The sequence below is a fragment of the Kribbella orskensis genome, assembly GCF_004342085.1.
GTDB lineage: Bacteria > Actinomycetota > Actinomycetes > Propionibacteriales > Kribbellaceae > Kribbella > Kribbella orskensis.
Genome location: NZ_SLWM01000039.1, coordinates 1 through 22,983, shown reverse-complemented (window position 1 = coordinate 22,983; position 22,983 = coordinate 1). Strand labels below are relative to the sequence as shown.

The 22,983-nt window shown below is 68.5% G+C and carries 26 protein-coding genes and 3 pseudogenes; 16 read left to right on the top strand and 13 right to left on the bottom strand.

The window, feature by feature from the left end; translation table 11 throughout:
- Nucleotides 1-456: 456 nt before the first annotated feature.
- Both EV644_RS47410 and EV644_RS47405 read right to left on the bottom strand, forming a co-directional pair.
- A pseudogene (locus tag EV644_RS47410) lies at nt 457-528 on the bottom strand (hypothetical protein); the annotation flags it as partial.
- Entirely contained in the window at nt 525-647 is a 123-nt protein-coding gene (locus tag EV644_RS47405; RefSeq protein ID WP_255511476.1) for a hypothetical protein, read from the bottom strand. The gene EV644_RS47405 and the pseudogene EV644_RS47410, both read right to left, overlap by 4 nt.
- Nucleotides 648-880: 233 nt before the next feature.
- Between EV644_RS47405 and EV644_RS45830 the strand changes: the two genes are divergently transcribed.
- Nucleotides 881-1,039, top strand: coding sequence for a hypothetical protein (locus EV644_RS45830; RefSeq protein ID WP_199240351.1), 159 nt, complete (start codon nt 881-883; stop codon nt 1,037-1,039).
- A 55-nt stretch (nt 1,040-1,094) separates the two neighbouring features.
- On the opposite strand, the gene EV644_RS42145 is transcribed toward EV644_RS45830, so the two are convergent.
- Nucleotides 1,095-1,697 carry an SDR family NAD(P)-dependent oxidoreductase gene (locus tag EV644_RS42145; RefSeq protein ID WP_199240350.1) on the bottom strand — a complete coding sequence of 201 codons (603 nt, stop codon included), beginning with the start codon at nt 1,695-1,697 and terminating at the stop codon, nt 1,095-1,097.
- A gap of 11 nt (nt 1,698-1,708) precedes the next feature.
- Between EV644_RS42145 and EV644_RS42140 the strand changes: the two genes are divergently transcribed.
- Complete coding sequence (locus EV644_RS42140; protein WP_199240349.1) at nt 1,709-2,161, top strand: TetR/AcrR family transcriptional regulator; 453 nt, start codon at nt 1,709-1,711, stop codon at nt 2,159-2,161.
- Between the two features lie 209 nt (nt 2,162-2,370).
- On the opposite strand, the gene EV644_RS42135 is transcribed toward EV644_RS42140, so the two are convergent.
- On the bottom strand, nt 2,371-2,808 hold the full coding sequence (locus EV644_RS42135) for a pyridoxamine 5'-phosphate oxidase family protein (protein WP_132197095.1): 438 nt from the start codon (nt 2,806-2,808) through the stop codon (nt 2,371-2,373).
- Between the two features lie 506 nt (nt 2,809-3,314).
- Between EV644_RS42135 and EV644_RS42130 the strand changes: the two genes are divergently transcribed.
- The 3 genes from EV644_RS42130 to EV644_RS42120 all read left to right on the top strand — a co-directional run bounded on the left by EV644_RS42130 (nt 3,315) and on the right by EV644_RS42120 (nt 6,273).
- On the top strand, nt 3,315-3,893 hold the full coding sequence (locus EV644_RS42130) for a CBS domain-containing protein (RefSeq protein WP_132197097.1): 579 nt from the start codon (nt 3,315-3,317) through the stop codon (nt 3,891-3,893).
- 613 nt (nt 3,894-4,506) lie between these two features.
- On the top strand, nt 4,507-5,094 hold the full coding sequence (locus EV644_RS42125) for a hypothetical protein (RefSeq protein WP_199240348.1): 588 nt from the start codon (nt 4,507-4,509) through the stop codon (nt 5,092-5,094).
- A gap of 225 nt (nt 5,095-5,319) precedes the next feature.
- The gene (locus tag EV644_RS42120; protein ID WP_132197101.1) at nt 5,320-6,273 is read left to right on the top strand and encodes a hypothetical protein; all 954 of its coding nucleotides are present in this window, start codon (nt 5,320-5,322) and stop codon (nt 6,271-6,273) included.
- Nucleotides 6,274-6,547: 274 nt separating this feature from the next.
- Here the strand turns inward: EV644_RS42120 and EV644_RS42115 are convergent, their stop codons facing one another.
- A complete protein-coding gene (locus EV644_RS42115; protein WP_132197103.1) occupies nt 6,548-7,309 on the bottom strand; it encodes an SDR family oxidoreductase in 762 nt (253 codons plus the stop codon).
- Nucleotides 7,310-7,796: 487 nt separating this feature from the next.
- Entirely contained in the window at nt 7,797-8,066 is a 270-nt protein-coding gene (locus EV644_RS42110; RefSeq protein ID WP_132197105.1) for a hypothetical protein, read from the bottom strand.
- 369 nt (nt 8,067-8,435) lie between these two features.
- Between EV644_RS42110 and EV644_RS42105 the strand changes: the two genes are divergently transcribed.
- From EV644_RS42105 to EV644_RS42090, 4 genes are all read left to right on the top strand, one after another.
- Nucleotides 8,436-8,765 (top strand): histone-like nucleoid-structuring protein Lsr2, encoded by a 330-nt coding sequence (locus EV644_RS42105; protein ID WP_132197107.1) that lies wholly within the window; start codon nt 8,436-8,438, stop codon nt 8,763-8,765.
- A gap of 392 nt (nt 8,766-9,157) precedes the next feature.
- On the top strand, nt 9,158-9,511 hold the full coding sequence (locus EV644_RS42100; protein WP_158293097.1) for an SDR family NAD(P)-dependent oxidoreductase: 354 nt from the start codon (nt 9,158-9,160) through the stop codon (nt 9,509-9,511).
- A gap of 208 nt (nt 9,512-9,719) precedes the next feature.
- On the top strand, nt 9,720-10,409 hold the full coding sequence (locus EV644_RS42095) for a hypothetical protein (protein ID WP_132197111.1): 690 nt from the start codon (nt 9,720-9,722) through the stop codon (nt 10,407-10,409).
- Between the two features lie 6 nt (nt 10,410-10,415).
- Entirely contained in the window at nt 10,416-10,952 is a 537-nt protein-coding gene (locus EV644_RS42090) for a flavodoxin domain-containing protein (protein WP_132197113.1), read from the top strand.
- 48 nt (nt 10,953-11,000) lie between these two features.
- Here the strand turns inward: EV644_RS42090 and EV644_RS42085 are convergent, their stop codons facing one another.
- On the bottom strand, nt 11,001-11,564 hold the full coding sequence (locus EV644_RS42085) for a tyrosine-type recombinase/integrase (RefSeq protein ID WP_132197115.1): 564 nt from the start codon (nt 11,562-11,564) through the stop codon (nt 11,001-11,003).
- Nucleotides 11,530-11,868, bottom strand: a complete 339-nt coding sequence (locus EV644_RS42080; protein ID WP_132197117.1) for a hypothetical protein — start codon at nt 11,866-11,868, stop codon at nt 11,530-11,532. Before EV644_RS42080 ends, EV644_RS42085 begins: the two co-directional genes overlap by 35 nt.
- 52 nt (nt 11,869-11,920) lie before the next feature.
- Between EV644_RS42080 and EV644_RS42075 the strand changes: the two are divergent.
- The 3 genes and pseudogenes from EV644_RS42075 to EV644_RS42070 form a co-directional block, all read left to right on the top strand.
- Nucleotides 11,921-14,326 (top strand): annotated as a pseudogene (locus tag EV644_RS42075) (Tn3 family transposase); the annotation flags it as partial.
- Between the two features lie 31 nt (nt 14,327-14,357).
- A pseudogene (locus EV644_RS48040) lies at nt 14,358-14,911 on the top strand (Tn3 family transposase).
- Nucleotides 14,912-15,021: 110 nt separating this feature from the next.
- On the top strand, nt 15,022-15,219 hold the full coding sequence (locus tag EV644_RS42070; protein WP_132197118.1) for a hypothetical protein: 198 nt from the start codon (nt 15,022-15,024) through the stop codon (nt 15,217-15,219).
- A gap of 155 nt (nt 15,220-15,374) precedes the next feature.
- Here the strand turns inward: EV644_RS42070 and EV644_RS42065 are convergent, their stop codons facing one another.
- From EV644_RS42065 to EV644_RS42055, 3 genes are all read right to left on the bottom strand, one after another.
- Nucleotides 15,375-15,860, bottom strand: a complete 486-nt coding sequence (locus tag EV644_RS42065; protein WP_132197120.1) for a hypothetical protein — start codon at nt 15,858-15,860, stop codon at nt 15,375-15,377.
- A gap of 61 nt (nt 15,861-15,921) precedes the next feature.
- Nucleotides 15,922-16,458: a PadR family transcriptional regulator gene (locus EV644_RS42060; protein ID WP_132197122.1), complete on the bottom strand. Its 537-nt coding sequence runs from the start codon at nt 16,456-16,458 to the stop codon at nt 15,922-15,924.
- Entirely contained in the window at nt 16,406-17,296 is an 891-nt protein-coding gene (locus EV644_RS42055; protein WP_241999420.1) for a DUF4158 domain-containing protein, read from the bottom strand. Before EV644_RS42055 ends, EV644_RS42060 begins: the two co-directional genes overlap by 53 nt.
- Here EV644_RS42055 and EV644_RS44995 point away from each other — a divergent pair.
- The gene (locus EV644_RS44995) at nt 17,268-17,507 is read left to right on the top strand and encodes a class I SAM-dependent methyltransferase (protein ID WP_158293095.1); all 240 of its coding nucleotides are present in this window, start codon (nt 17,268-17,270) and stop codon (nt 17,505-17,507) included. The two genes, EV644_RS42055 and EV644_RS44995, sit on opposite strands and share 29 nt — an antisense overlap.
- A 1-nt stretch (nt 17,508) precedes the next feature.
- Here EV644_RS44995 and EV644_RS42050 read toward each other — a convergent pair whose 3' ends face one another.
- Entirely contained in the window at nt 17,509-18,081 is a 573-nt protein-coding gene (locus tag EV644_RS42050) for a hypothetical protein (protein ID WP_132197126.1), read from the bottom strand.
- Nucleotides 18,063-18,320: a helix-turn-helix transcriptional regulator gene (locus EV644_RS42045; RefSeq protein WP_241999421.1), complete on the bottom strand. Its 258-nt coding sequence runs from the start codon at nt 18,318-18,320 to the stop codon at nt 18,063-18,065. The genes EV644_RS42050 and EV644_RS42045 overlap by 19 nt, the downstream gene beginning before the upstream one ends.
- 140 nt (nt 18,321-18,460) lie before the next feature.
- Here EV644_RS42045 and EV644_RS42040 point away from each other — a divergent pair, with 140 nt between their 5' ends.
- The 3 genes from EV644_RS42040 to EV644_RS42030 all read left to right on the top strand — a co-directional run bounded on the left by EV644_RS42040 (nt 18,461) and on the right by EV644_RS42030 (nt 22,581).
- Entirely contained in the window at nt 18,461-19,450 is a 990-nt protein-coding gene (locus EV644_RS42040) for an ATP-binding cassette domain-containing protein (protein WP_369410621.1), read from the top strand.
- Nucleotides 19,447-20,241: an ABC transporter permease gene (locus EV644_RS42035; protein ID WP_132197128.1), complete on the top strand. Its 795-nt coding sequence runs from the start codon at nt 19,447-19,449 to the stop codon at nt 20,239-20,241. The genes EV644_RS42040 and EV644_RS42035 overlap by 4 nt, the downstream gene beginning before the upstream one ends.
- A 402-nt stretch (nt 20,242-20,643) precedes the next feature.
- Nucleotides 20,644-22,581 carry a tyrosine-type recombinase/integrase gene (locus EV644_RS42030; RefSeq protein ID WP_132197130.1) on the top strand — a complete coding sequence of 646 codons (1,938 nt, stop codon included), beginning with the start codon at nt 20,644-20,646 and terminating at the stop codon, nt 22,579-22,581.
- Nucleotides 22,582-22,983: the final 402 nt, after the last annotated feature.

The following is a 22,983-nucleotide window of genomic DNA, read 5'->3' as shown; positions in this document are numbered from 1 at the left end:
TTCGTGGGCGGGTCATTGGTCACCCGCCATCCGGACACCCGAGTCGCGCCTCGACGGGCACCCAGGCCGGCCGCCGCCGTTCGCGCTCGCTCCAGCACCCGGTACACCGTCGGTCGCGACACAGTGAACAGCTCGGCCAGGTCGGCGATCGTGTGATCGCCGGCCTCGTGCAGGGCGACCAGATGGGTCTGCTGGCGGGCGGACAGCTTGGGCTGTTTACCGCGGAGCCTGCCCTTCGCCCGCGCAACGGCATCCCTTCCCGGGTCCGCATCCGCAACAGGTCGACCTCGAACTCGGCGAAGGTGGCCAAGATGTTGAAGAACATCTTGCCCATCGGGTCAGCCGGGTCGTAGATGATCCCGCCCAGCGACAGCCGGATCCCACGCTCCGCGGTGTGTCGCCGATGTCGCGGGCATCCGGCACCGACCGCGCCAGCCGGTCCAGCTTCGGTACCACCAAGGTGTCCCCGGCGCGGACCGCGGCGAGAGACTGGTCCAGGCCGGGTCTGCGCCGGTTGGTGCCAGTCAAGCCTTTGTCGAGGTAGATCCGGTAGCCGCTACGCCGAGCTCGAGCAAGATGCCGAGTTGCGCGGTCAGGTCCTGTTCGTCGGTGGAGCAGCGGGCATAGACGATCAGAGTCGCGGTCACACTCCACAGCGTACGGATAACCGGCTTCGGACTTGAGCGTGGTTGAGGCGCTCGTCACGGACGGCGTGTTGGGGGCTGGATAGGGCTCGAGGCCTCCAGGGATCGGGAGCGACCAAGCATCCTCCGCGGCTCGTCCGACACCAGCCAGCGCGGGGCCGATCGCCGCGGGCCCGCTTCGATGTCGAAGCTGACGACATGTACGCCGAGCTTCATCCGTCCTCAGCCTCCTTCTGATGTGGACGGGTGCTGCCGAGGCCGACGAGATCAGGCTGACCTGCCACAGCCGGGCCGCGGCGGGCTCGTCGTACGACGCCTTGCTGGACTGCCTCGGTTTGCGGTTGGCGAAGTACCGGCCGGTGACGCCCTCCACCTCGAGCGACGACGCCAGATAGACGGAGGTGGCTGCACCCTGCTCCGGGGTCTTCATGAACAGCCGCGCCAGCGGCATCAGCACCCGGTAGAGCGGCGACGGGTCCTCCGCGGCGAACGACGTCCGCACCACGCCGGGATGCAGCACGGTCGCGGTAACCCCGGTGCCCTCCAGGCGACGGGCCTGCTCGTAGGTGAACATGACGTTGGCCAGCTTCGAGGCGTTGTAGGCCCGCTGGCCCGAGTACCGGCGCTCGCTCTGTAGGTCGCCGAAGTCGATCCGGCCCATCGCCTGGGCGCCGGACGAGACAGTGACACCCGCGCGGGCGCGCTGGCATGGAGCCGTTCCAGCAGCAGGTTGGTGAGCAGGAATGGCGCCAGGTGGTTGAGGGCGAAGGTGTGCTCCAGGCCGTCGGGCGTGACGTGCCGGTTCGCCCAGGTCCCGCCCACGTTGTTGACCAGGACGTCCAGTCGCGGGTACGCCGCCAGGACTTCGGCGGCCAGCCGGCGTACTTCGGACTGGGCCGGCAGGTCGGCGACGAACACGTCAACCGCCGGGTTACCGGTCTCGCGGGCGATCTGCGCCGCGGCCGCCTCGGCCCGGCCGCGGTCCCGGCCGGTGATTCCGACCCGGGCTCCCTGGGCGGCGAGCCCGGCGGCGGTGGCCTTGCCGATGCCCACCGGTGCCGCCGTTGTACGAGCACTTTCCGCGCAAGGACGACCTCGTGCTGGCCTACCTCGACAAGGTCGACCAGGCCTGGTTCGGCCAGCTCCGCGCCGCCGCGCGGGACGCGGGCGAGGCCCCACGCGCCCAGCTGGTCGGGATGTTCGACGCCCTGAGTTCGGCCTGCCGACGCGAGGGCTACCACGGCTGCGCGTTCATCAACACCGCGGCCGAGTCCGGGGCCGGCACCGACGTGCACGCACGCACCGTCGAGCACAAGAACGTCGTCCGTGCCTGGGTCACCGACCTGGCCCGCCGCGCCCGCGCCGCCGACCCCGACCTACTCGCCCGGCAGCTGACCTTGCTGATCGACGGCGGCCTGTCCGGCGGCGTCCTCGACGCCGACCCCGCCACCCCACACGCTGCGAAGGCAGCCGCCCAGGTTCTCGTCGACACTGCCTGCCCACCCGACACACCCTAGGACCGACACCTTGCGTCGCTTGGCGAACAGCCTCCACCAAAGTTGGGCGGGAATGGCTCTGCAATAACAACCGCACCAACGACAGGAGGGAGTGGGCGGGCCGAACACCAGCCGGTTGGTACGGAATACGCGTTCACGCCTCGGCGCCGGCAGCTGCTCGCGGACGCGGGTTCACCGAACATCGGTTGTTGCCGCCGCGTGGTCGTTGGCTATTGCTGGAGGACGCGGCGGCCGGTCAGACGGATCGGTGTGATCCGCACGAACTGGGTGCGCAGGCCGACCGCCCAGGGCTTGGGACCCTGCTCTCCCCACAGCTCCACGAGGGTGTCCGGGTCGTCGACGAGCTCTGCGTCGCCGACGGCCACGACGCTCCACCCGCTCTGCAGGAACTCGTCGATGTCGTCGATCTCGAAGGCGACCCGGCTGTGGCGCATCGCGTTGGCCAGTGCGCTGTCGGCGGCAGTCCGAAAGACGATGCTGCGCTGGTGGATGACGTAATTGACGGGGAGCACCTGTACACCGTCCGGGCCGTTGAAGCCCACCCGTCCCACGGATTTGGCGGCTAGGAGCTCTCGGCACTCCTCGGGCGGCAGGTGCTGGAAGAGCGCCGGCTCGAACCATCGGTTGCTGCTGTCGTCGCTGCTCATCTCTCAGATGTACCGCGGTCCCTCCTGTCGGCGGACCGGCCGTAGGTCCCGAAACGGTGGGCCGAACGCAGTCCCTTCTATGCAGCGAACGGCCACGCAGAATGGAGCGCGCGTGCATCCGCTACTGCCGCCGGGCGGCTGGCCATCCGACTTCGGCCGAGCGGGCCTGCCGGTGCCAGCGTGCCGCAGATCTTCGCCCCCGCAGGCCGCCTTCATGTGCGACGACGCCACCGCGGCGATCATCGGTTTGAGCCGCATCATGACCCTGTTCACCCACATCGCGACCCTTGCCCGCCGTGCGCCGGCGCGCCGCAGCCTGCTGGTCAGCCACGTGCTGTACCGCGACGTGTCGCGGCAGGGGAACACGGTTGAGGACTTCATCCTCGAGAGCCCTGCGGCGAAAGTCCCGTCGAGGCTGAGGAACGCGCACCTGCCTGAGCGCTGCCCCGAACGACAAGAGTGGCACCGCCTACGATTGCGCCGGCGGGTACGACGAGGAGGCAGTCATGATGCTGGTACGCGAAGTGATGACGTCACCGGCCATCACCGTGACTCCATACACCACGGCACGCGAAGCCCTGCGGCTGCTGGGCGAGTGCCAGATCACCGCCCTGCCGGTCGTAGACGACGACGGCATCGTGGTCGGGGTGGTGAGCGAGGCGGACCTGCTCGCCCTGGTCCCGGACGGCCTGCAGTCAGATCCGATGCTGGCCGGCGTCCCGGCGACCCGCCGGGTCCGCGAGCTAATGACCCACCCCGCGGTCACTGTGGGCGCCGACAGCGAGGTCACCGAGGCTGTCAAGCTGATGAGATCGACCGTGATGAAGAGCCTGCCGGTGGTGCTGAACGGCCGGATCGTCGGCGTGGTCAGCCGCAGCGTCCTGGTCCGCGTGCTAACGCATACCGACGACCGGATCCGCTACGAGGTCACCGGCCTAGTCCGCGCTGAGGGCGTCAACTGGCTGGTCGACGTCACGAACGGCGTGGTCACCATCAACGGGCCCGTCACCGACCGGCAGCGGCGAGACGCCGAGGCCATCGCCCGATCGGTCACCGGCGTCGTCGACGTCCGGATCCCCTGGTAATTTATCCACCGCGGTGGCAGCGGCAGCTCACAAAACCTGTCGGGAAGCGCCGAGCCGAGGACATCAAGCACGAAACACCGGACGCGCTTGTCGGCGGCCGCCTCGATCCAGTCGTAGAGCGGCGGGTCGTCGAGGGACGGCCGAGCGAGCACGTCTGCAAGGCAGCGCTCGACGCACCACTGGTCGTCCGCGGCCGCCACGGCCACGGCGTCGTGGTCCGCCGGTTACGCACATCGCCGGCGAGACGCCGTCCTACTTCCACCAGCGTGCCTGGGAGGTGCACGGCGAGGCCGCTTGAACGACGAGCCGGACCTGCTCGATCAACTCACTCACGCCGATGGTGCCCGGCCCGAGCCGGTCACAGATCGCCTGCAGGGCCTCGGGATCGGTGCAGGTGGCGAACCCGTTGGACAGCGGGGGAAACCCTCAGGTTGGGAATGTGACGAAGGCCCTTCGATCGACCTGACTTTGGTCCCTCGGATCAGGCCATTTCTCCCTGCCGTCGCGGCAGGCGTCCCCGCATGATTCCAGTAAGGCCACTATTCCTGTCGGCGCTCCACCTTGTCCCGGAGGCAATCCTATGCAACGAAGAACGCTTGATATCTTGTTCAGCGTGGGTGGGCTGGTGCTTGCCGCCCTGCTTCTCGTGATCGGCATCGTTTTCACCAACAACGCGAACTTCGCGAACGATTACGTGACCAACCAGCTGAGCCAGCAGAACATCACGTTCAAGAACGCCGACACCCTGACCGACGAGGAGAAGCAGTCCGAATGCGTCGTCGAGAACGCCGGGCAGAAGTTGACCAAGGGCAAGCAGGCTGAGTGCTATGCCAACGACTTCATCGGCCTGCACCTGAAGTCGACCGCCAACGGCGCGACCTACGCCGAGCTCGGCGGGCCGCAGGCCGAGCTCCGCACGAAGGTCGCCGACGCCGAGAAGGCCAACGATCCGAATCTCGGCAACCTGCAGAAGCAACTCGAAGAAATCACCGCCCAGCGTGACACCGTCTTCAAAGGCGAGACGCTGCGTGGCCTGCTGCTCACCTCCTACGGATTCAGCGAATTCGGCACCAAGGCGGGCCAGGCCGCCGTGGTCGCCTTCATCGGCGCCGGAGTGCTGGCGCTGCTGGCGATCGCCGGGTTCGTCCACGCCTTCGTGACCCCCAGAAGCAAGACCTTCGCAGCACCGCAGTCCGACTGAACCCCGCCACGACCGGCCACCCGGCAGGCATCGCGGTACTCCGGTACTTCGTGTCTGCCGGCACCGGGCCGTCCGCGGCCTGGGCCTGCAGTCCGGAACGCGCCGTGGCCCGCGCGAACAGGTAGCGCGACGGGCCTTCGTGCCCGGCCTGACTTGACAGCGGTGGTGGATCGAAGGCTCGGCCGCACTCGAGTACAGCACCCGGCGTCCGCACCAGGCCCTGGCATGGCCACCCCTGCCTCGCGGTTCCATCCGGTGCCCGAGGCCGAGCATGCGCTGCTGCCGCTGTGGCTGCCACCGGACCTGCGGCCCCTCGACGAGGCCGTGGCCGACGCTATGGCCGCCGATCCAGTGTGCGAGGGTCGGCCGGCTGCGGCCCCAAGCGTGGATGGGGTTGATGCGGTCGAGGTGGATCGGATGGTGCCGGTGAGCGGGAACCTGGCGGTGCGCCCGCAGCAGTTCTGGCTCGGCCCGGCCCGGCCCGGTCAGACCGTGACGCTGTGGAATCGATACAACCCCGTGCACCTGAGCATCGACGGGGTGCGGATCAAGACGCTGCCGTCGCGATTCTCGGTGGTGGACCTGGCCCGGCTGCGCCGCGGCGACGCCCGCCCGGCCGGCCCACCGCCGGCGCCACTGGCACCACCCGGTCCTGGTGTCCTGGCAGGTGGGGCGGTGGTCGAGCTGGACCGCACAGTCAACGCCTGCGGCTGGTCTCACTGGCCGGCAACTGCCCGGTCGGGTTTCTGCTGGACTGGCAGAGGGTCACCCTGCGGGTGGAGGAACACCTCGTGCACGTGGTCGCCGACGGCCGGCTGTGGCGCACCCTGGCCTCACCCATCGGACCCGAGACCCGCGGCCGCCTGCGCGGTGCGCAGGTCGCCTGGCCACCACCTGAGCTCCCCGACGGACCGATCCGGGGTGCATGCAGCCGGTGTCGTCGCGCGGCGCGCTCCAGGTCTGCGCCAACGCTTGCACGACGGTCTGCCGCACGCCGGCCAGACCGTCACCCCCGAGGTCGACGACACCCGCTTCCGCATCCTCGACCAGCACCAGAGCATGCTGGCCGCGGTGCCCCGCACCAACACCGAGGAGGTGACCCGCTACAAGGCCACACGGCCACACGGCCTAGGAAGTGTCAAGGATCATCTGAAGCCAAACCGTCAAACCCTCATCTAAACCTCACGCACGGGACGACCTACGCACGGATGCCCAACCACCACTGTCCGACACAGGTCGGTCCGTCGGGTGATGCGCGACCGCTGTCCGCACTCCGAACTCGGCGTTCAGACCGATCGGTGGTAGGAGCGGATGTTCCACACGAGCCCGGACCAGGCAGAGCATCAGGGACGGCTATGCCCAGCCCGACCACGGTTGTCGGGCTGGCCATATCGACGGCCCCGCTGCTTGACCGCCCCGCTGCTTGTCTACTCACTTCCGTTGGCGCCGGCGGCTACTGCGCGACCAGACCACCGTCGACTGGCAAGGCGTCGCCGGTCACGAAGGACGCGGCGTCGGAGCAAAGCCAGACCACGGCCTCGGCGATCTCTTCAGGCGTGCCCATCCGCCCGACCGGCTCCATCGCCACGAACTGCGCTTCGGCCTCGGCGGACCCGCCGATGAACCGCTCGATCATCGGGGTCCGGATGACTCCAGGGCAGACCGCGTTCACTCGGATGCCGTCCTCGGCGTACTCGAGCGCGGCCGTCTTGGTCAGCTGGATCACGCCGCCCTTGGACGCGTTGTAGGCGGGGATGTTCGGGAACCCCACCAGACCAGCTACCGAGGCGGTGTTGACGATCGATCCCTTGTGCTGCTTCAGCATCAGGGGGATCTCATACTTCATGCACAGCCAAACGCCCTTGAGGTTGACGGTCAGGACCCGATCCCAGTTCTCCTCGGTGCACTCGGCCGTCGGCGCCTGAGCACCCTCGATACCGGCGTTGTTGAAGGCGCAGTCGAGCCGACCGTAGTGCGCTTCGACCTCCCCGATGATCCTCTGTACGTCCGCCGCGGCGGCGACGTCGCCTCGGACGAACAAGCCTTTCCCACCGGCCTCCTCGATCAGACGCAGCGTTTCGTTGCCGCCCTCGTCGACCACGTCGGTCACGACGACGTCCGCGCCTTCCCGCGCAAGCGCCAGTGCACTGGCGCGGCCGATCCCGGATCCACCACCTGTGACCAGGACCACCTTTCCTTCCAGCGTTCCACTCATGGCTCGCCTCCTCTCCTCGCCGGCGCTCCCACGAGCGACCTTGCAGTTCCAGGTAACCACCGGAAGAACCGACGAATAGAGCCATTGTCCCCGATGCTCCCGGGACCTTCGGTCCCGACGCCCCGCCCACTCGGCGGCATCCGGGAGAAGTACAACACCCGGAGAAGTGGCCGCATCGGGAGCTAGGCAAGGCCACCCCTGTCGCCGGAGGTCCGGCCGCCCTCGCCGCGTCAGCCTGCGACGATCCTTGCCGGGGTACGGCCCATGAGGACCAACGCGCGGGAATGTCCCGCTAAGCAGGGTCCCCCACCAGGAGAGGAGCACCGCTGACACCCCCTCCTTCCACGGCGCACCCGGTCCTCGGCCAGCCAGTACCGAGACCACGACTTCGTCGGGGTTTGAGTAATACCGGGGAAATTTCCAACGGATTTGCCTGACCTGCGCTAACGCGGGCGTCCCGCCCGGAGATCACCGTCGGTCGAGATGTTCAGGGGGTATCGAGGGCGGCGCGGGCGGCTTTGCGGTCGTCGACGACGTAGATGTCCTGGCTCCATTGGCCGGGCCAGGCGACCAGGACGAGGTCCCTGCCGGTGGCCCTGTCGAGCAGGTCCCGTTTCTCCGAGACGGTCTTGGCCTGCGATACAACGCCGTCGGCGCCGACACAGATCAGGGTGACCGTGCGGGCGTGCCACGGCAGCCGGGTGGCGTGGCTCGCGCTGCGTAACCCGGCGGTGATGAAGGCGGCGAACCTCGGCATGCCGCAGCACCCTACGCCCCGCAGACCATCGCGTCACGAGCGTGTCAGTGTCGAAGGTGGCTGGGTTTCAGGTAGTACCGAGTGCCTGACCAGCGACGCGGCCCAAGGCCCAGACCGACGCAGCCCAGCGGATCCGTACGGCCGGTCCGCGGCTTGCTCGCAGCCGTCGGATCTGTCGGCAACCCTGAACTGCCCCGGAGGCCGCACGGCGGTCGTGCCAGCGGCCAGCGGGCATACGACGACAGCTCGCTCACCGCGCGCACCATCCGCTCCCTACTGCGGAGGGACCTTGTTTCGCCGCGCCTGATCGCAACTTCGCGCGGCATAGCCGATGCTGAGTGCAGCACCCCACCACCAGGAGAACCAGCAATGGTCCAGCGCACCGAGATCCGGCTCATCGACGACCTGGACGGCAAGGAGATCCCCACAGGCAAAGGTGAAACCGTCCCCTTCGGGCTCGACGGCACGTCGTACGAGATTGACCTGGGAGCAAAGAACGCGGCCGCACTCCGCAGGACGCTCGTGGCGTACGTCGCCGCGGCGCGGCCGGTGAAGCCACCGCGTGGTGCCCGCCGGCGACGGGCTACAGATCCGGATGCTCGCCAGATCAAAGCCTGGGCACGCGAGAACGGATACGAGGTCGCCGACCGTGGCCGTGTTCCCGGCCACATCCGGGACGCATACCACACCGCACACTGACCCAGGCGAAGCAGAAGCAGCAGCGGACGCTGCTGCACAACGCGTACGGCCTCTCCCTGGTTACTGGCACCCCTTGTTGGTCGAGCAGCGGGCGTACCCGATCAGGATCGCGGCCATGCCACGGATCGTAACGGATAGCCCCCGCTCACCGGACAAATCAGCGGACACCCTATGTGAGACATCCTGTGGCGCTCGTCAACCGCGTTCTTGCGCCAAGCCGAACGGTGTCCGTTGAGGGATCCCCTTACGGACGTCCACGAGGTGGGGTCGACGTCCATCTCGATCGAGAGAACGCGCACGCTCCGCGGCTGATCCGGGCAAGGCTCAGCGACGACCGGATTCCAAGGGATCCGGCGGAGTAGAGCCTGACTGAGGAGGCGGATCGTCGGCTTGTGGTGGTCACCGGGGCCTCTGCTGGGATCGACCCTGAGCTGGCTTCGTTGGTCGCACGAGACGGCTTCGAGGTGCTGCTGGTCGCTCTACGCGCGCAGCTTCTCGGGTCGTTACGCAGGGTGCACCGACCTCGAAGTGGCTGCCCGTACCGTGCCGGCAGACTGTCCACCGACGCCGGCGTCGACAAGGTCTTGATCGCGTTGTCGGGCCTGCGTGTGGACGGGCTGATCAACAACGCGGCGATCGGCGGGTTTGCATGCTTCGCTGTGGGCCGTCCGTTGGAGCAGGGCTTCGCGGTGATCCGGCTCAACGTCGCGGCCCTTACGCGGCAGGATCGCCCGCCCCTCTTTTGAGACGATCCTAGGCCCGCGCCCTCGGCTCGGGCGGGACCGAAAGCCACCTCGGCGACGCGACCCCGCACGGTGCGTCAGGGGACCTTTGGCCCTACCTGCCTGCTCGGGGCGCGCATAACTCTGGCTGTGTGGGGTGGCGTATCCGGTCGCTGCGCTCCCGCGGTGCCCGGCCGCCCTAATCGAGTCGCCTCCGAGGAGGTGAACAGAGTTGTTCACGCGGACTACTCAGAGCCAGGTTCCTCGTGCCCCGGCGACAAGTGCGCGGCACGCCACCCGCACTGTGGTCGCGGCACTCGGCCTGGTGACCGCGTTCGCGGGGCTGGAGCACGGGGTGGGGGAACTGACACAGCCCAGCACCGATCCTGGGTCGCTGTTCATCGAGTCGTGGCCACACGTGGCGGCGTTCGAGCCGCTAGGCGGTGAGCCGGCGATGACCCTGATCCCGGATCTGCGAGTCTCCGGGGTGGTCACCATCCTCTTCTCCCTGGCGTTGGGATGGTGGGCGGTGCGGGCGCGGGCGCGCCGACGAGACGGGTGGCTGCTGCTCGGCCTGTCAGTGGTTCTGCTGCTCGTCGGTGGCGGGTTCGGCCCGCCGCTGCTCGGTCTGTTGCTCGGGTACGCCATGCTGCGCGCCGTCCCCTCCCGGCCGCTGGCGCGTCCGCCAGGCACGGCGCGGAGGGCGCTCGGACGCAGATGGCGACAGTTGCTGGTGCTCACCGTGAGCAGCTTCCTTGCGCTGTTCCCCGGCATGGTCCTGCTCCGTTGGTGGACTGGGATCGACGGCTCGTGGCTCCCTGCGCTGCTCACCCCGGCCGCCTTCACCGCGCTTGTTCTCACCCTGGTGGCCGCCCTGGCCCACGACCGGACTGCGGGTACCAGCCCAGAAGTCGAAAGGTAGGACCTCATGCGCCTGCTCGTTGCTCACGCCAGCAAGCACGGTGCCACTGCCGGCATCGCCGCACGCATCGCTGAGAAGCTCACCGCCTCCGGACACGACGTCACCGTCCGCCCGGTCACCGATGCCGGGGACCCCGCCGGGTTCGGCGCGGTCATTGTCGGCAGCGCCACCTATATGGGCCACTGGCTCAAGGACGCCAAGGCCTACATACGAGAGCACCAGGAATCCCTGGCCACCCGTCCGGTGTGGCTCTTCAGCAGCGGTCCTATCGGGGAGGCGAAAGTAGACAAGGAGGGCAAGGACCTGCGAGAGGCAACCGCCCCGCAGGAACTTCCTAAGCTACTGGCGTCGGTGCATCCACGGGAGCACCGGGTCTTCTTCGGTGCCCTCGACCCAAAGCACCTCACCCTTCCCGAACGGGCTCTGCGCAAGCTGCCAGCCAGCCGGGAGCTGTTCCCCGAAGGCGACTTCCGCGACTGGGAGGACATCGACGCATGGGCCGCTCATGTCGCGGCCGAGTTGGAACAACACAACCCGCTATGAGGCCAACGCCGAGACGGGGCTTAACCAGCAACCGAACGGTGAACGGCGTTAGTGGGTCCGGTCGGGCGGAGTTATCGCCGTCCACCCGTTCCGATGTGGGCTCTTGGTCGGGTTACTCGAAGACGCGGTTGACGACGGCGGCCCGTTCGGCACTGCCTGCGCGGAAGTACCGTGCGGCGGTCTCGACGGAGGTCTGGCCGAGGAGTGCTTGGACCTGGGCGGGGTCGGCGCCGCCTTGGCGGAGACGGTGGCGTAGGTGTGGCGGAGCCGGTGTGGCCGTAGCCCGGGTATTCCGGCGTCGTCGCCGACGGCCAGGACGACCTGGGTGATGCCGGAGATGGTGAGCCGGCCGCGCTGCCCAGTCCACATCGGCCCGTCGTGGGTGCCGCGCTCGCCCAGCCAGGCGGCCAGGTGCTCGCGGGCGACTGGCGGCAGCGGGACCGTCCGCACCTCGTCGCCCTTGCCGAGCAGCCGGATATGACCGGTCCGGGCGGTCAGAGTGACGTCCTGTGCGTCCAGCCGCTCGCACTCCTCGACCCGGGCTCCGGCGTACAGCAGCACGGCGACGATCGCCCGGTCACGGACGCCACGGCGGGCGGCGGCACGCTCCAACCGGGCCCTGCTCGGCCTTGGTGAACGCGTCCGGCTCGCCGGGCTTGGGCACCCGGGCCCGCTTCACCGCGATGCGCAGCCCGGCCTGGGTGTACATCAGGGTGAACAGCAGGGTGACGGCGGCCAACGCCTGGTTGATCGAGGCGGGCGCGGCCTTGCCGATCATCAGGTCCTTGCGCCAGGCGGTCACCGCGGCCTCGGCCCCGACCACGTCCCCGAAGGCGTCGCCGTGGTCAGGGTGCCCAGCCAGGTGACGTACGCGGTGGTCTGCCGCTTGTAGGGGTGTTGGTAACGGTGCTGTCACCAGCCGCAATCGGCATTGGCGGTAAGGGCTCCGCACTCCTGGAAGTCGCGGAATGATCGGCTGTCATGGAGATGCCGGAGGACGAGCTGACGAGCTGGTCGAGTTCTGGACCCTGCTGGATGAGGACCGCGTCCTGCTGGCCGGCAAGCGCGGAGCGACGGCGCTCGGGTGCGCGCTGCTTCTGAAGTACTACAGCCGGCACAGCCGCTTCCCTCGCAGCGGGGCGGATCTGCCGGAGCAGGTGATCGGATTCGTTGCCCGGCAGGTCGGTGTCGAGGCCGCTGCGCTGGCCTCGTACGAGTGGTCGGGTCGCACAGTGGAGTATCACCGCGCCGAGATCCGGGAGCATCTCGGTTTCCGCCTGGCCTGGGTTGCCGATCAGGAACGGCTGACGTCGTGGCTGGCCACGAGTGTTGCGCGTGCTGAGCGGCGGGCGGATAGCGTCCGCGAGGAGCTGCTGACCCAATTTCGTCGGGAGCGGGTCGAGGCGCCGACGCCCGGGCGGGTGCTGCGGATGGCGCGGTCGGCGTTGCGGACCGCGGAGCAGACCTGGACCGCCCGGATCACCGAGCGGCTGCACGAGCCCACCCGCAGCCGCTTGCTTGCCCTGATCGCGGTCGCCCCCGACGAGAGCGATGACGCATCGGAGGACGGCGAGAGTGCGGCGTCTTCGACGGTGCTGGGGATGATCAAGTCCGAGCCGGGCAACATCAGCCTGGAGTCGATGATGGCCGAGATCGGCAAGCTAGAAGCGGTCCGTGCGATCGCCCTCCCGCCGGACCTGTTCGCCGACGTGGCTCCCCGGGTGATGCAGGGGTGGCGGGCCAGGGCCGCCGTGGAAGCGCCCTCGCACCTGCGACGACATCCGGAACCGTTGACAGTGACGTTGCTGGCCGCGCTGCTGCATCGGCGTGAACTGGAGATCACCGACACGTTGGTGGAGCTGCTGATCGCGACGGTGCACCGGATCGGCGCTCGTGCCGAACGACGGGTCACCAACGAGCTGATCAACGCGTTCAAAAAGGTGACGGGCAAGGAGAACATCCTCTTCCAGGTTGCCGACGCCGCCCTGCAACGACCTGATGATGCGGTCCGGGACGTGGTCTTTCCCGCTGTCGCCGGCGGTGAGGCGACGCTGCGCGAGCTGGTGCAGGAGTTCAAGACGAAGGGACCGGTGTACCGGCGCACCCTGCAGACCACGCTGCGAGCCTCCTACACCGGCCACTACCGGCGCGGGCTGGTCGCGCTGCTGGAGGTGTTGGAGTTCCGCAGCAACAACACCGCGCACCGCCCGGTGATCGAGGCGTTGGCGCTGATCCGCCGATACGCCACGGCAGGGAACCTGACCTACTACCCGCTCGGCGAGCACGTCCCAACTCACCGCGCCACCACTGGCGACTGGTCGAGCCTGATCTACCGTACGGACACCCGGGGCCGGGACCGGGTCCACTCGGATGGTGTACGAGGTCGCGACCTTCCAGGCGCTGCGCGAGCAGTGCGCTGCAAGGAGATCTGGATCGTCGGCGCCGACTCCTGGCGCAACCCCGAGCAGGACCTGCCGGCCGACTTCGACCAGCACCGGGCGGAGAACTACCGAGAGCTGCGCAAACCGTTGGACCCGACCGTGTTCATCGACGAGTTGCGCACCGAGATGGCCGCCGCATTGGAGCAGCTGGATTCGTCGTTACCGACTATGGACTGGTTGGAGGTCACCGGCCGGGCCGCCGGACCGATCACCTTGTCCAAGCACGAGGCGGCACCCGAGCCGGTGAGCCTGCGCCGCGTCAAGGCCGAGGTCGGCCGGCGCTGGGGGACCGTCGCGCTGATCGACGTGCTGAAGGAGACGGTGCTGCGCACCGGCTGCCTGAACCAGGTCAGCGCCGTCGCCGGCGGCGGCGCGCTGCCGGTCGAGGTGCTCGCCGAGCGGCTGATGCTGGCGATCTACGCCTACGGCACCAACACCGGCATCCGCGCGGTCGCGGCCGGCCGCGGGCACCAGCACAGTGAGGAGCAGCTGCGCTACGCCCGGCGCCGCTACCTGACCCGGGAGGCCGCCCAGCAGGTCGCCGTCGAGATCGCGAACGCCACCTTCGCTGCCCGCCAGCAGTCGCTGTGGGGTGCCGGGTCGACGGCGGTCGCCTCCGACTCCACCCACTTCCGCTCCTGGGACCAGAACATCTTCACCGACTGGCACTCCCGCTACGGCGGCTGCGGGATCTTGATCTACTGGCACGTCGAGCGCGGGTCGATGGTGGTGCACTCCCAACGCCTCCGGGCGTCGGCCTCCGAGGTGCACGCGATGGTCGAGGGCGCCATCCGGCACGGCACCAGCATGAGCGTGGAAGGCAACTACGTCGGCTCCCACGGCCACGAGATCGGCTTCGGCATCACCCGGCTGCTCGGGTTCGACCTGCTGCCCCGGATCAAGCAGATCAACAAGGTCCGCCTCTACCGGCCCGCGGCCGGGCAACCCGCGGCTGGGTCCGGCATTGACCCGGCCCATCCGGTGGGACCTGATCGCCCAGCAGTACGACCAGATGATCAAGTACGCCACCGCGATCCGCACCGGCACCGCCTCCACCGAAGCGATCCTGCGCCGCTTCACCCGCTCCGCGTCCCACCCGACCTACCAGGCGATGCTCGAGGTCGGCCACGCGCAACGGACCCTGTTCGTGGCCCGATACCTGCGCGACCGCGAGCTGCAACGAGAGATCACCGAGGGCCTGAACGTGGTCGAGGCGTTCAACCGGGCCAACGCGGTCCTGTACTACGGCAAGGGCGCCGAGATCGCTTCCACCGTGCCGATGATCAGGAGATGAGCGTGGCGTGCCTGCGGATCCTGCAAGCCGCGCTGGTCTACATCAACACCCTGCTGCTGCAAGACGTTCTCGGCGGAGAGCAGTGGGCCAACCTGCTGACCGACCACGATCGGCGCGGCCTGACTCCCCTGTTCTGGCAGCACATCCTGCCCTACGGCGAAGTCAAGCTCGACATGACCACCCGCCTGGACATTCGCGCCGACCCTCCGATCGGCCGCCCGTAAGGGGATCCCCCAACGGAACACCAGCCGGACGTGAAGGCGGACACTGGTCGGAGTGTTCCGTAAGAGAGTTCCGGGTTCTGTTCCGGTGATAGCCCCCCACCTTCGACGCGATGGGCGGCCCTTCGTACAACGACGGCGACAACGAGATCACTGGCATCCACGTATCCGACGGGGACCCCACGACCGCCGGGATCCTCGGAGCCAAGATCCCCCACCCCACGAGCTCGACATGGCGGACCTTCTGGACCCAGCAGCACGGTGACAACATCACCTGGGAGGTCAACTGGACCGGCGCCTCGCAGCACTGACCGGACTGGTCAGCGGTTGATACGTGTGGTGCTTACCGCGAGGCAAGCACCACACGTGTTTCCCGTCCGGTGGGAATCGCCGCTTGGCAGGCGGCATCCAAGGCGATCGGTCGATCTGTCGCCCGGAGGCATGGCGACGACGGTATGACGCTGGATCAGTTCACCTGTCCGTGGGCTCGAGGCCGAGCGCCCGAGGTCAGGGTGCGCTTGGTCGAGCGGAGTACGAAGTGCCCAGCCACCGCGATGACTACGCCGGAAGCCACGACCAGCCAGACCTGCCCGCCGACATCCAACACGACGATCACCGTGAAGGCGTCGAACAGCGCCACCAGCGTGAAACCGACGCGGTCGAGGTAGGTGCTCCCCGGCCGCGCCGAGCCCTCCGGCCGCAGCCGCCGGGCACCTACCGCTAGCCCGACCATCACCCAAGCCAGGACCACGAACGCCGCGAACAGCAGCCGCTCCTCGGCGCCGAGCTCGGCCCAGGTAACGGCGACGGCGAGCAGAAGGAAAGCCGCCATGCCGGCGAGCGAGGACAAATAGAGGTAGAACCACCGGCCTTGCCGCAGCGCAACCACGCCCGATCCGAATGCGATCAAGCCCGCCAGAGCGTGCAGGGTGATGAAAACGGCGTGTGCCATGACAACGCTCCCCTGAGCCGCGATCCTCCACTGTGGAAGGTCCGCTTCCAGCGTTGACCTGTCACAGTGGAATGTCAACGCCGAGCAGGAATGGCAGCTCGTCGAACCAGGCCAGCACGGCCTGCTCGTGACCGATCCCGTACCGCAGCGTGGCGAGCCGACGAGCTGCGCCCGGCATCTCCGCAAGAACCTTCTCGTTCGCCCGGTATTGAGCCAGCCGCTCGGCATGCCGGCCACGCTGCTCGGCGATGATCTCGCGCAGTCGCTCCGCGGGAATGTGGTCGGCGAACTGGATGAGCAGCAGCAACGGCACGCGGACCTGCTCAGGTGCCGGGTCGGCGGTCACCCACGTCGCGAACGCCGCCCGGCCCGCGTCGGTGATCGCGTACGGCTTGCGGTCGCGCGCACCCGTCACGCCAACGTCCACCAGGCCGTCCTCGGCCATCCGCGCCAACTCCCGGTAAACCTGACTCTGCGTCAACGTCCAGAACTGACCGATTCGCTGCTGTGCGGCGGCAACCAGGTCCCAGCCGCTCATCGGGCCGTCATGCAGCAAACCGAGCAGCGCCGCCTGCGTCGCATTGCGCACCACGGACATGCCCTGTCCTCTCACCGACTCCTGCCGACGCCCATCGTGTCAGGTCATTCAGCCGGCCAGCGGTTGCCGCTCTCGCCCACCAGCCATGATTTCGCTGGCGAGTCACTGCTCGAGTTCGGCGCGCTCGCGCTACAGATCTGGCACAGACCGCCTGGTCGAACAAGGCGACCACCTCATCGAGCAGGTCGACCGCGGACTGCGCCACCAGGGTCAGCAGGATCGGATGACGCCGCTCGGGCTCGGGGCGTTCCAGCGCCTGGTTGGTGGAGCGCCGCCCCACCCGGGCCAAGAACCGGCGCCGCTCGGCCGCCAGCACCGACAGGTCCAGTAGGTGCGCGTCCATCCCGCGCAGGTACAGCAGCTTCTCGATTGCCGTCTTCACCGCGTTCGCCGACGCCTCCACCGCCCGCCGCAGTAGCCACGCCACCCGGGTCATTCCCAAGTCGGCGTCGTACACCAGCAGCCGATCCAGCTCCGCGATCAACTCGGCAGTGAACGGATGCTCCAGCTTCTCAAAGGTCAGCGCGTCGGCAGCGGTCCTCGCCGAGGCGACCATCTTGGCCAGGATCGTCACGCCCGGGCGGATCGTCTTGGCCGAGATCAGATACTCCTGCGCCAGGGTGAACAACAGCGTCGGCGAATCATGCTCCATCGCCCGGTCGGTCAGGAACTGCTCCAGCTCCTTCATCGCCTCGCTACCGGCCGGGGCCGGCTTCCACCGCAGGTACTCGGCCACTAGCCGCAGATGATCCGACCGGGTCTGCACGCGGCCCACCGACAAACCCGCCGTCTTCGCCGAAGCCTTCCGGGTGCTCCGCCCTGGCGGCCGGCTCGGCATCTCCGACGTCGTCGCCGAAGACCACCTCACGCCCGCCGCCCGGGCCGCCCGCGGCAGCCACGTCGGCTGTGTCGCGGGGTGCCTGGCCATCACCGAGTACCGCGACCACCTCACCACGGCCGGCTTCACCGACATCGAACTCACACCCACCCACCAGGTCACCGACGGTGTCCATTCAGCGATCGTGCGCGCAAGCCGGCCCGCGCGGTGAGCTACCCGCGCCACACGATCAGCGTCCGCGCCGTCAACGCCATCCGAGTCAGGCTGGCGGCGACCGCGACCACCATCAGCCACACCAGAGCCGGTGCAGCCAGCACAACAACGGCCACCACGGCCGTGTCGAGCAGCAAGAGCCAGATCGCGCCGACCCTGGCCAATCCGGCCCGCCCGTAGCTGTCGCGGCTGGTCGCCGCCAGGGCGAGAACCGCGACCACGGCGAGCAGGCCGAGTCCGAGTGCGACGGCCGCGAGCGTTGGCATCGGCCAGGTCCAGGCCCGCGCGAGGATCAGCGACGGCCCCCAGCACGCCGCGAGCACCGGCCCGGTCATCAGCAGGCCGAGCGCGGCGCGGCGGCCGGGTGAGTGCCGGACGAACGCGGCGACGATCTCACCCGGGCGGCCGAACTCCTCGATGGCGGCTGCCGCGGCGGCTGACGGATCAAGGCCGTCGGCGAGGTGATGCTCAAACGTCGCGGCCAGGCCGTCGGCGAGTTCGTCGACCGCGTCGCTGGGCAACTGCCGGGCGAGCTCGGCCAGGTGCTGCTCGATCAGTGCGTGGCTGGCCATGGGTCCGGCTCCAGCAGCGAGGTGACGGCGGCGGCGAACTCGCGCCAGTTCGTGCGCTCGTCGGCCAACCTCTGGCGACCCATCGGGGTCACCTGATAGGTCCGCCGCTTGCGGCCTTCGACGACCGACCACTCACCGGCGATCAGCCCGGCGCGCTCGAGGCGGTGCAGTGCGGGATACACCGTGCCGGTCGGCAGGTCGAAGCGGCCATCGCTGCCGGCCTTCAACGCCTCCTTCACCGCATAGCCGTGCAGCGGACCGCCTGCATCGTCGCGAGCAGCAGCACATCCAGGTGGCCCTTCAGCGTCTGTGCGTCCCTCATAGGTAGTTATGCTACCTTCAATCCATAGGTAGTAATGCTAGCTATGGAGGCTGGGTTATGAACGGACCGCCGGCGGTCCTCGCGGAGGGCCTGGTCAAGCGGTTCGGTGCCGTGCAGGCACTGGCCGGTGTCGATCTGGAGGTTCCGGCCGGGGCTGTGGTCGGGTTACTCGGCCCGAACGGGGCGGGCAAGACGACCGTGGTGCGGATCCTGGCGACGCTGCTGAGGCCGGACGCCGGCACAGCGCGGGTCGCGGGCTTGGACGTGGTCCGGAAGGGCGCCGCGGTGCGGCGGGTGGTGGGCCTGTCCGGGCAGTACGCCGCGGTGGATGGCTACCTGACCGGGCGGGAGAACCTGCGCATGATCGGCCGGCTCGCCGGCCTTCGAGTTACGCCGGCCCGGCGCCGGGCCGACGAACTGCTGGAGTCGTTCGAACTGGCCGTGGCGGCCGATCGCACGGTGCGCACCTACTCGGCGGGATGCGGCGCCGACTCGATGTCGCCGCCAGCCTGGTCACCGCGCCCGCCGTGTTGTTCCTCGACGAGCCGACCACCGGACTCGATCCACGCGGCCGGATCGGGCTCTGGCGCCTGCTCGGCGAACTCAAAGACCAGGGCACCAGCCTGCTGCTCACCACCCAGTACCTCGAGGAAGCCGACCGGCTGGCCGACCGGATCGTCGTCATGGACACCGGTCGGGTCATCGCGGCCGGCACCGCGACCGAAGAGCCGCCTGGGCGGCGACCGACTCGAGCTGCAAGCCAACCCCGGTGACGATCCCACGGCCCTGGCCGCTGCCTTGCGCGGCCTCGGCTCCGGGCCACCGATCGTCGACACCGAACTCGGCCGGGTCGTGCTGACCGTCAACGACGGCTCCTCGGTGCTGCCCGAGGTCGCGGCCAGGCCCGCCACCAACAACCTGCGGATCGCCGACCTGGCGCTGCGCCGCCCGACCCTCGACGACGTGTTTTTGTCCCTCACCGGCCAGCCACCCCAGGCACCGACACTGGCGCTGGCCGGCTCCAACGCAGCCGGGAGGACGACATGACCACGGTTGACTACATGAGCCCGCGCGTGCGGCTGATCGCCAACGTGGCCACGATCAGCGGACGGAACCTGCACCGCCTCGTCCGGGTCCCCACGCTGATCGCGTTCGCCACCGTGCAGCCGATCCTGTTCGTCGTGCTGTTCAACTACACCTGGGGCGGCGCGGTCCACCCACCTGGCGTTGACCGCTACATCGACTACGTGCTGCCCGGCATCTTCGTGCTCTCGATCGCTTTCGGCGCCTCACAAACCGGCGTCGCCGTCGCCGACGACCTGGCCACCGGCATGATCGGCCGATTCCGCGCCCTGCCCATGGCCCGCTCCGCCGTCCTGGCCGGCCGTTGCGCCGCGGACGCGATCCGCAATCTGTTCGTCGTCGGCCTCATGATCGGCGTCGGCACACTCATCGGGTTCCGGTTCCACGCCGGACCCGGCGCCGCGATCGCCGCCGTCGGACTGGCCGTCGCGATCGGGCTCGCATTCTCCTGGATCTTCGCGCTACTCGGCCTGTTCGTCCGCGACCCCGAAGCAGCCGGGATCGGTGGTCTGCTCGCCGTGATCCCACTGATCTTCGTCAGCTCCACTTTCGTGCCCGTGGCAACAATGCCCGGCTGGCTCCAGACCTTCGCCGACATCAACCCCATCACCATCACCGTCGACGCACTCCGAGCCCTCTGCCTAGGCGGCCCCACCGCCACCCACGTCTGGCAAGCCCTCGCATGGATCGGTGTCCTCCTAGTCGTCACCATCCCAGCCGCAACACTTCGCTACCGCCAGACCACAGCTACCTGACAGCCGGTCCGCCCAGACCCGCCCGCAACCGTGGGCGAGTTCGGTAAAAGCCCCACCGGAAGCTCCGAAGCTGCCGGACCGGATCCTCATCGTCCGAGAACTGGCCCGGCGCGACGGGTTCCTGGAAGACGGCGGCGGCTGGTGAGGGATGGAATCTGCCACCAGAGTGCGGATCGGCCTGGTTGACGGTGTGTCGTACCGGTACTGCCACGCGTCCTTGACAACATGTGAGTTGACTCGAAAGCTGAGCGCGCCCACCGCGCGTCGTGTTCACCTGCCACCCCGGGTCGTGTCACGGTTAATCCGGTACCAGACGTGTCTCCAAAGTCGAATAGCGCTTCGAACCGCTCGCACGGGCGTGAAGTTCACCCCGCACACTCACGAAACAGGAGCGGCCCGGTAATGGCGCCGGTGACAATGGCACAACAGCTGAGCAGGGTCGTCCGCGGCGGCGCCGATGCACTGTCCGCGATGCGGCTCGCCTTGGACCCACGCTTCGCCGGTGATGTGATCACGTTCGACGCCGAACTGGCCGCAGGTACGTTCCGGCTCTGCGCGGTGACTGAGTGCCTGCGGCATGGAAGCTCGAACTCGTTGTGTCGGACCCACCTGGACCGGTGGCGTCGCAGAGGGCAGCAACAGCTCGAGCAGTTCCTCGCCGAGCCAGGGCCACCGACCAATCCCGAGCAGATCCTTCTCGACGGACTGCCTGACCAGCTGCGAATCGAGATCGCACTGGCCCTGCAACTGTCCGGCCGCTGCCGGGGCACGGCAGTTGGATCCGTACTGGGTTCGGCGACTCGTGGCCTGCTTGCGCCAGCATCAACCCGTCTCGCTGCTTGGCGCGCTGCCGAACAGCCTGCGGACCGAGCTCGAAACCTTCGCAAAACCGGCCAGAAGGTCCGCGGGACGCTGCGCTCGATCAGCACCACCCTGGAACAGTTCCTGCACCCGCCGAGCGCAGCCGACGAGTTCGAGCGCCTGCCGGTGATGGGCCTGGCCGCAGGCCCGAACGGCGTCGTGCGCTTCGACACGATCCCGCAACCGTGGCTGCGCAACCAGATCAAACGGTTCCTCCGCTGGCGGATCAGCACCGGCAAGAGCTACCACCAGATCAACCGCGACAGCGCCGCATTGCAACGCCTGGTCGACGCGTTCACCGCCCAAGCCGGGCCGGACGCCGGACCGGAACAGTTCAGCCGGGCCACGATCGAGTCCTACCTGGCCCTGCTCGTCGAGGAGGGCCTTGGACCGGCCAGCCGCGGCTACGACCTCAGCTCGGTCAAGACCTTCCTGCAGACAGTCCGGCAACAGGAGTGGCCACCGGCACTGCCACGCTCGGCCGATGTCTTCCCCGGCGACCGACCACGCCGGCCCGAGGCCGCGCCGCGGTCGCTGCCGGAGTTCGTGATGGCCCAGATCGAGGACCCTGCCGCGCAGGCCAAACTGGCCCAGCCCTACCGGCTGATCCTGCAGCTCCTGATCCGCACGGGACTGCGCATCAACGACGCTCTGAGGGTCGAGGTGGACTGCGTCGTTCGTGACGCCCAGCAGGCGCCCTACCTGCGCTACTACAACCACAAGATGCGCCGCGAGGCGTTCGTCCCGATCGACGACGAACTCGCCGCCGCGATCCGTGCACAACAAGACGCCGTCCTGGCCCAATGGCCGGACGCCACCTATCTCACGCCCGCGCCGAACTCACGCGACGGTCGCAAGGCCCGCAACACCACCGGCGGCTCTTTCGGGGCCATCACCGCCTGGCAGGAGGCCTGCGGGCTGCACGACGAACTCGGCCGGCCGTTCCGGTTCACCGCCCACCAACTGCGCCACACCTACGGCACCCGCCTCATCAACGCCGACGTCCCCCAAGAAGTCGTCCGTCGCCTCCTCGACCACGAATCACCCGAAATGACGGCCCGCTACGCACGCCTCAAAGACGACACCATCCGCTGGCACTGGGAACGCGCCCGCAAGATCAACATCCAAGGCGAAACGATCATCCTGGACGCCAACACCCCACTCAGCGACGCCGCCTGGATGAAAGAGAACCTCGGCCGAGCCACCATGGCGCTGCCCAACGGCTACCGCGGTCTCCCACTGCAACAGACCTGCCCCCACGCCAACGCCTGCCTCACCTGCCCGATGTTCATCACCACACCGGACTTCCTGGCCGAGCACCTCGCACAACTGCGCACCACCAAGGACCTGATCATCACCGCCCAAACCAAGGGCAACACCCGGCTCGCGGAGATGAACCAGCGCGTCGCCACGAACCTCGAAAACATCATCGACACCATCCAAGCCCCCGACAGCGCGGAGGCCGACGATGCGAGCTGACAACACCAGCCACCTCGCCGCGGCCACCCAGCAACGCAGCGAGCAAGCCCGCACACGAGCCGAGGCCGCCCTCACCCAGCTCATCGCCGCCCGACAGCTTCTCACCGTCGCCGGGCTGGCCCGCGCCGCCGGCGTCTCCCGCTTCCTGGCTCTACACCCAACCCGACCTACTCGAGCAACTCCAGCAACGATCCGCCGACAGAACCACCCACAGCACCACCATCACGCGGGCCTCCGACGCCTCCCTGCAACGCCGCCTCGAACTCGCCCATCAACGCATCAACCAGCAGCCGGCGAGATCACCAAACTGAACCACCCCGGGTTTGATGCGCACCTTCTTCGTTGGGAAGGTGGCATCTATGCCGAGCAAGTACGACGAGCAGACCAGGGCCAAGGCGGTCC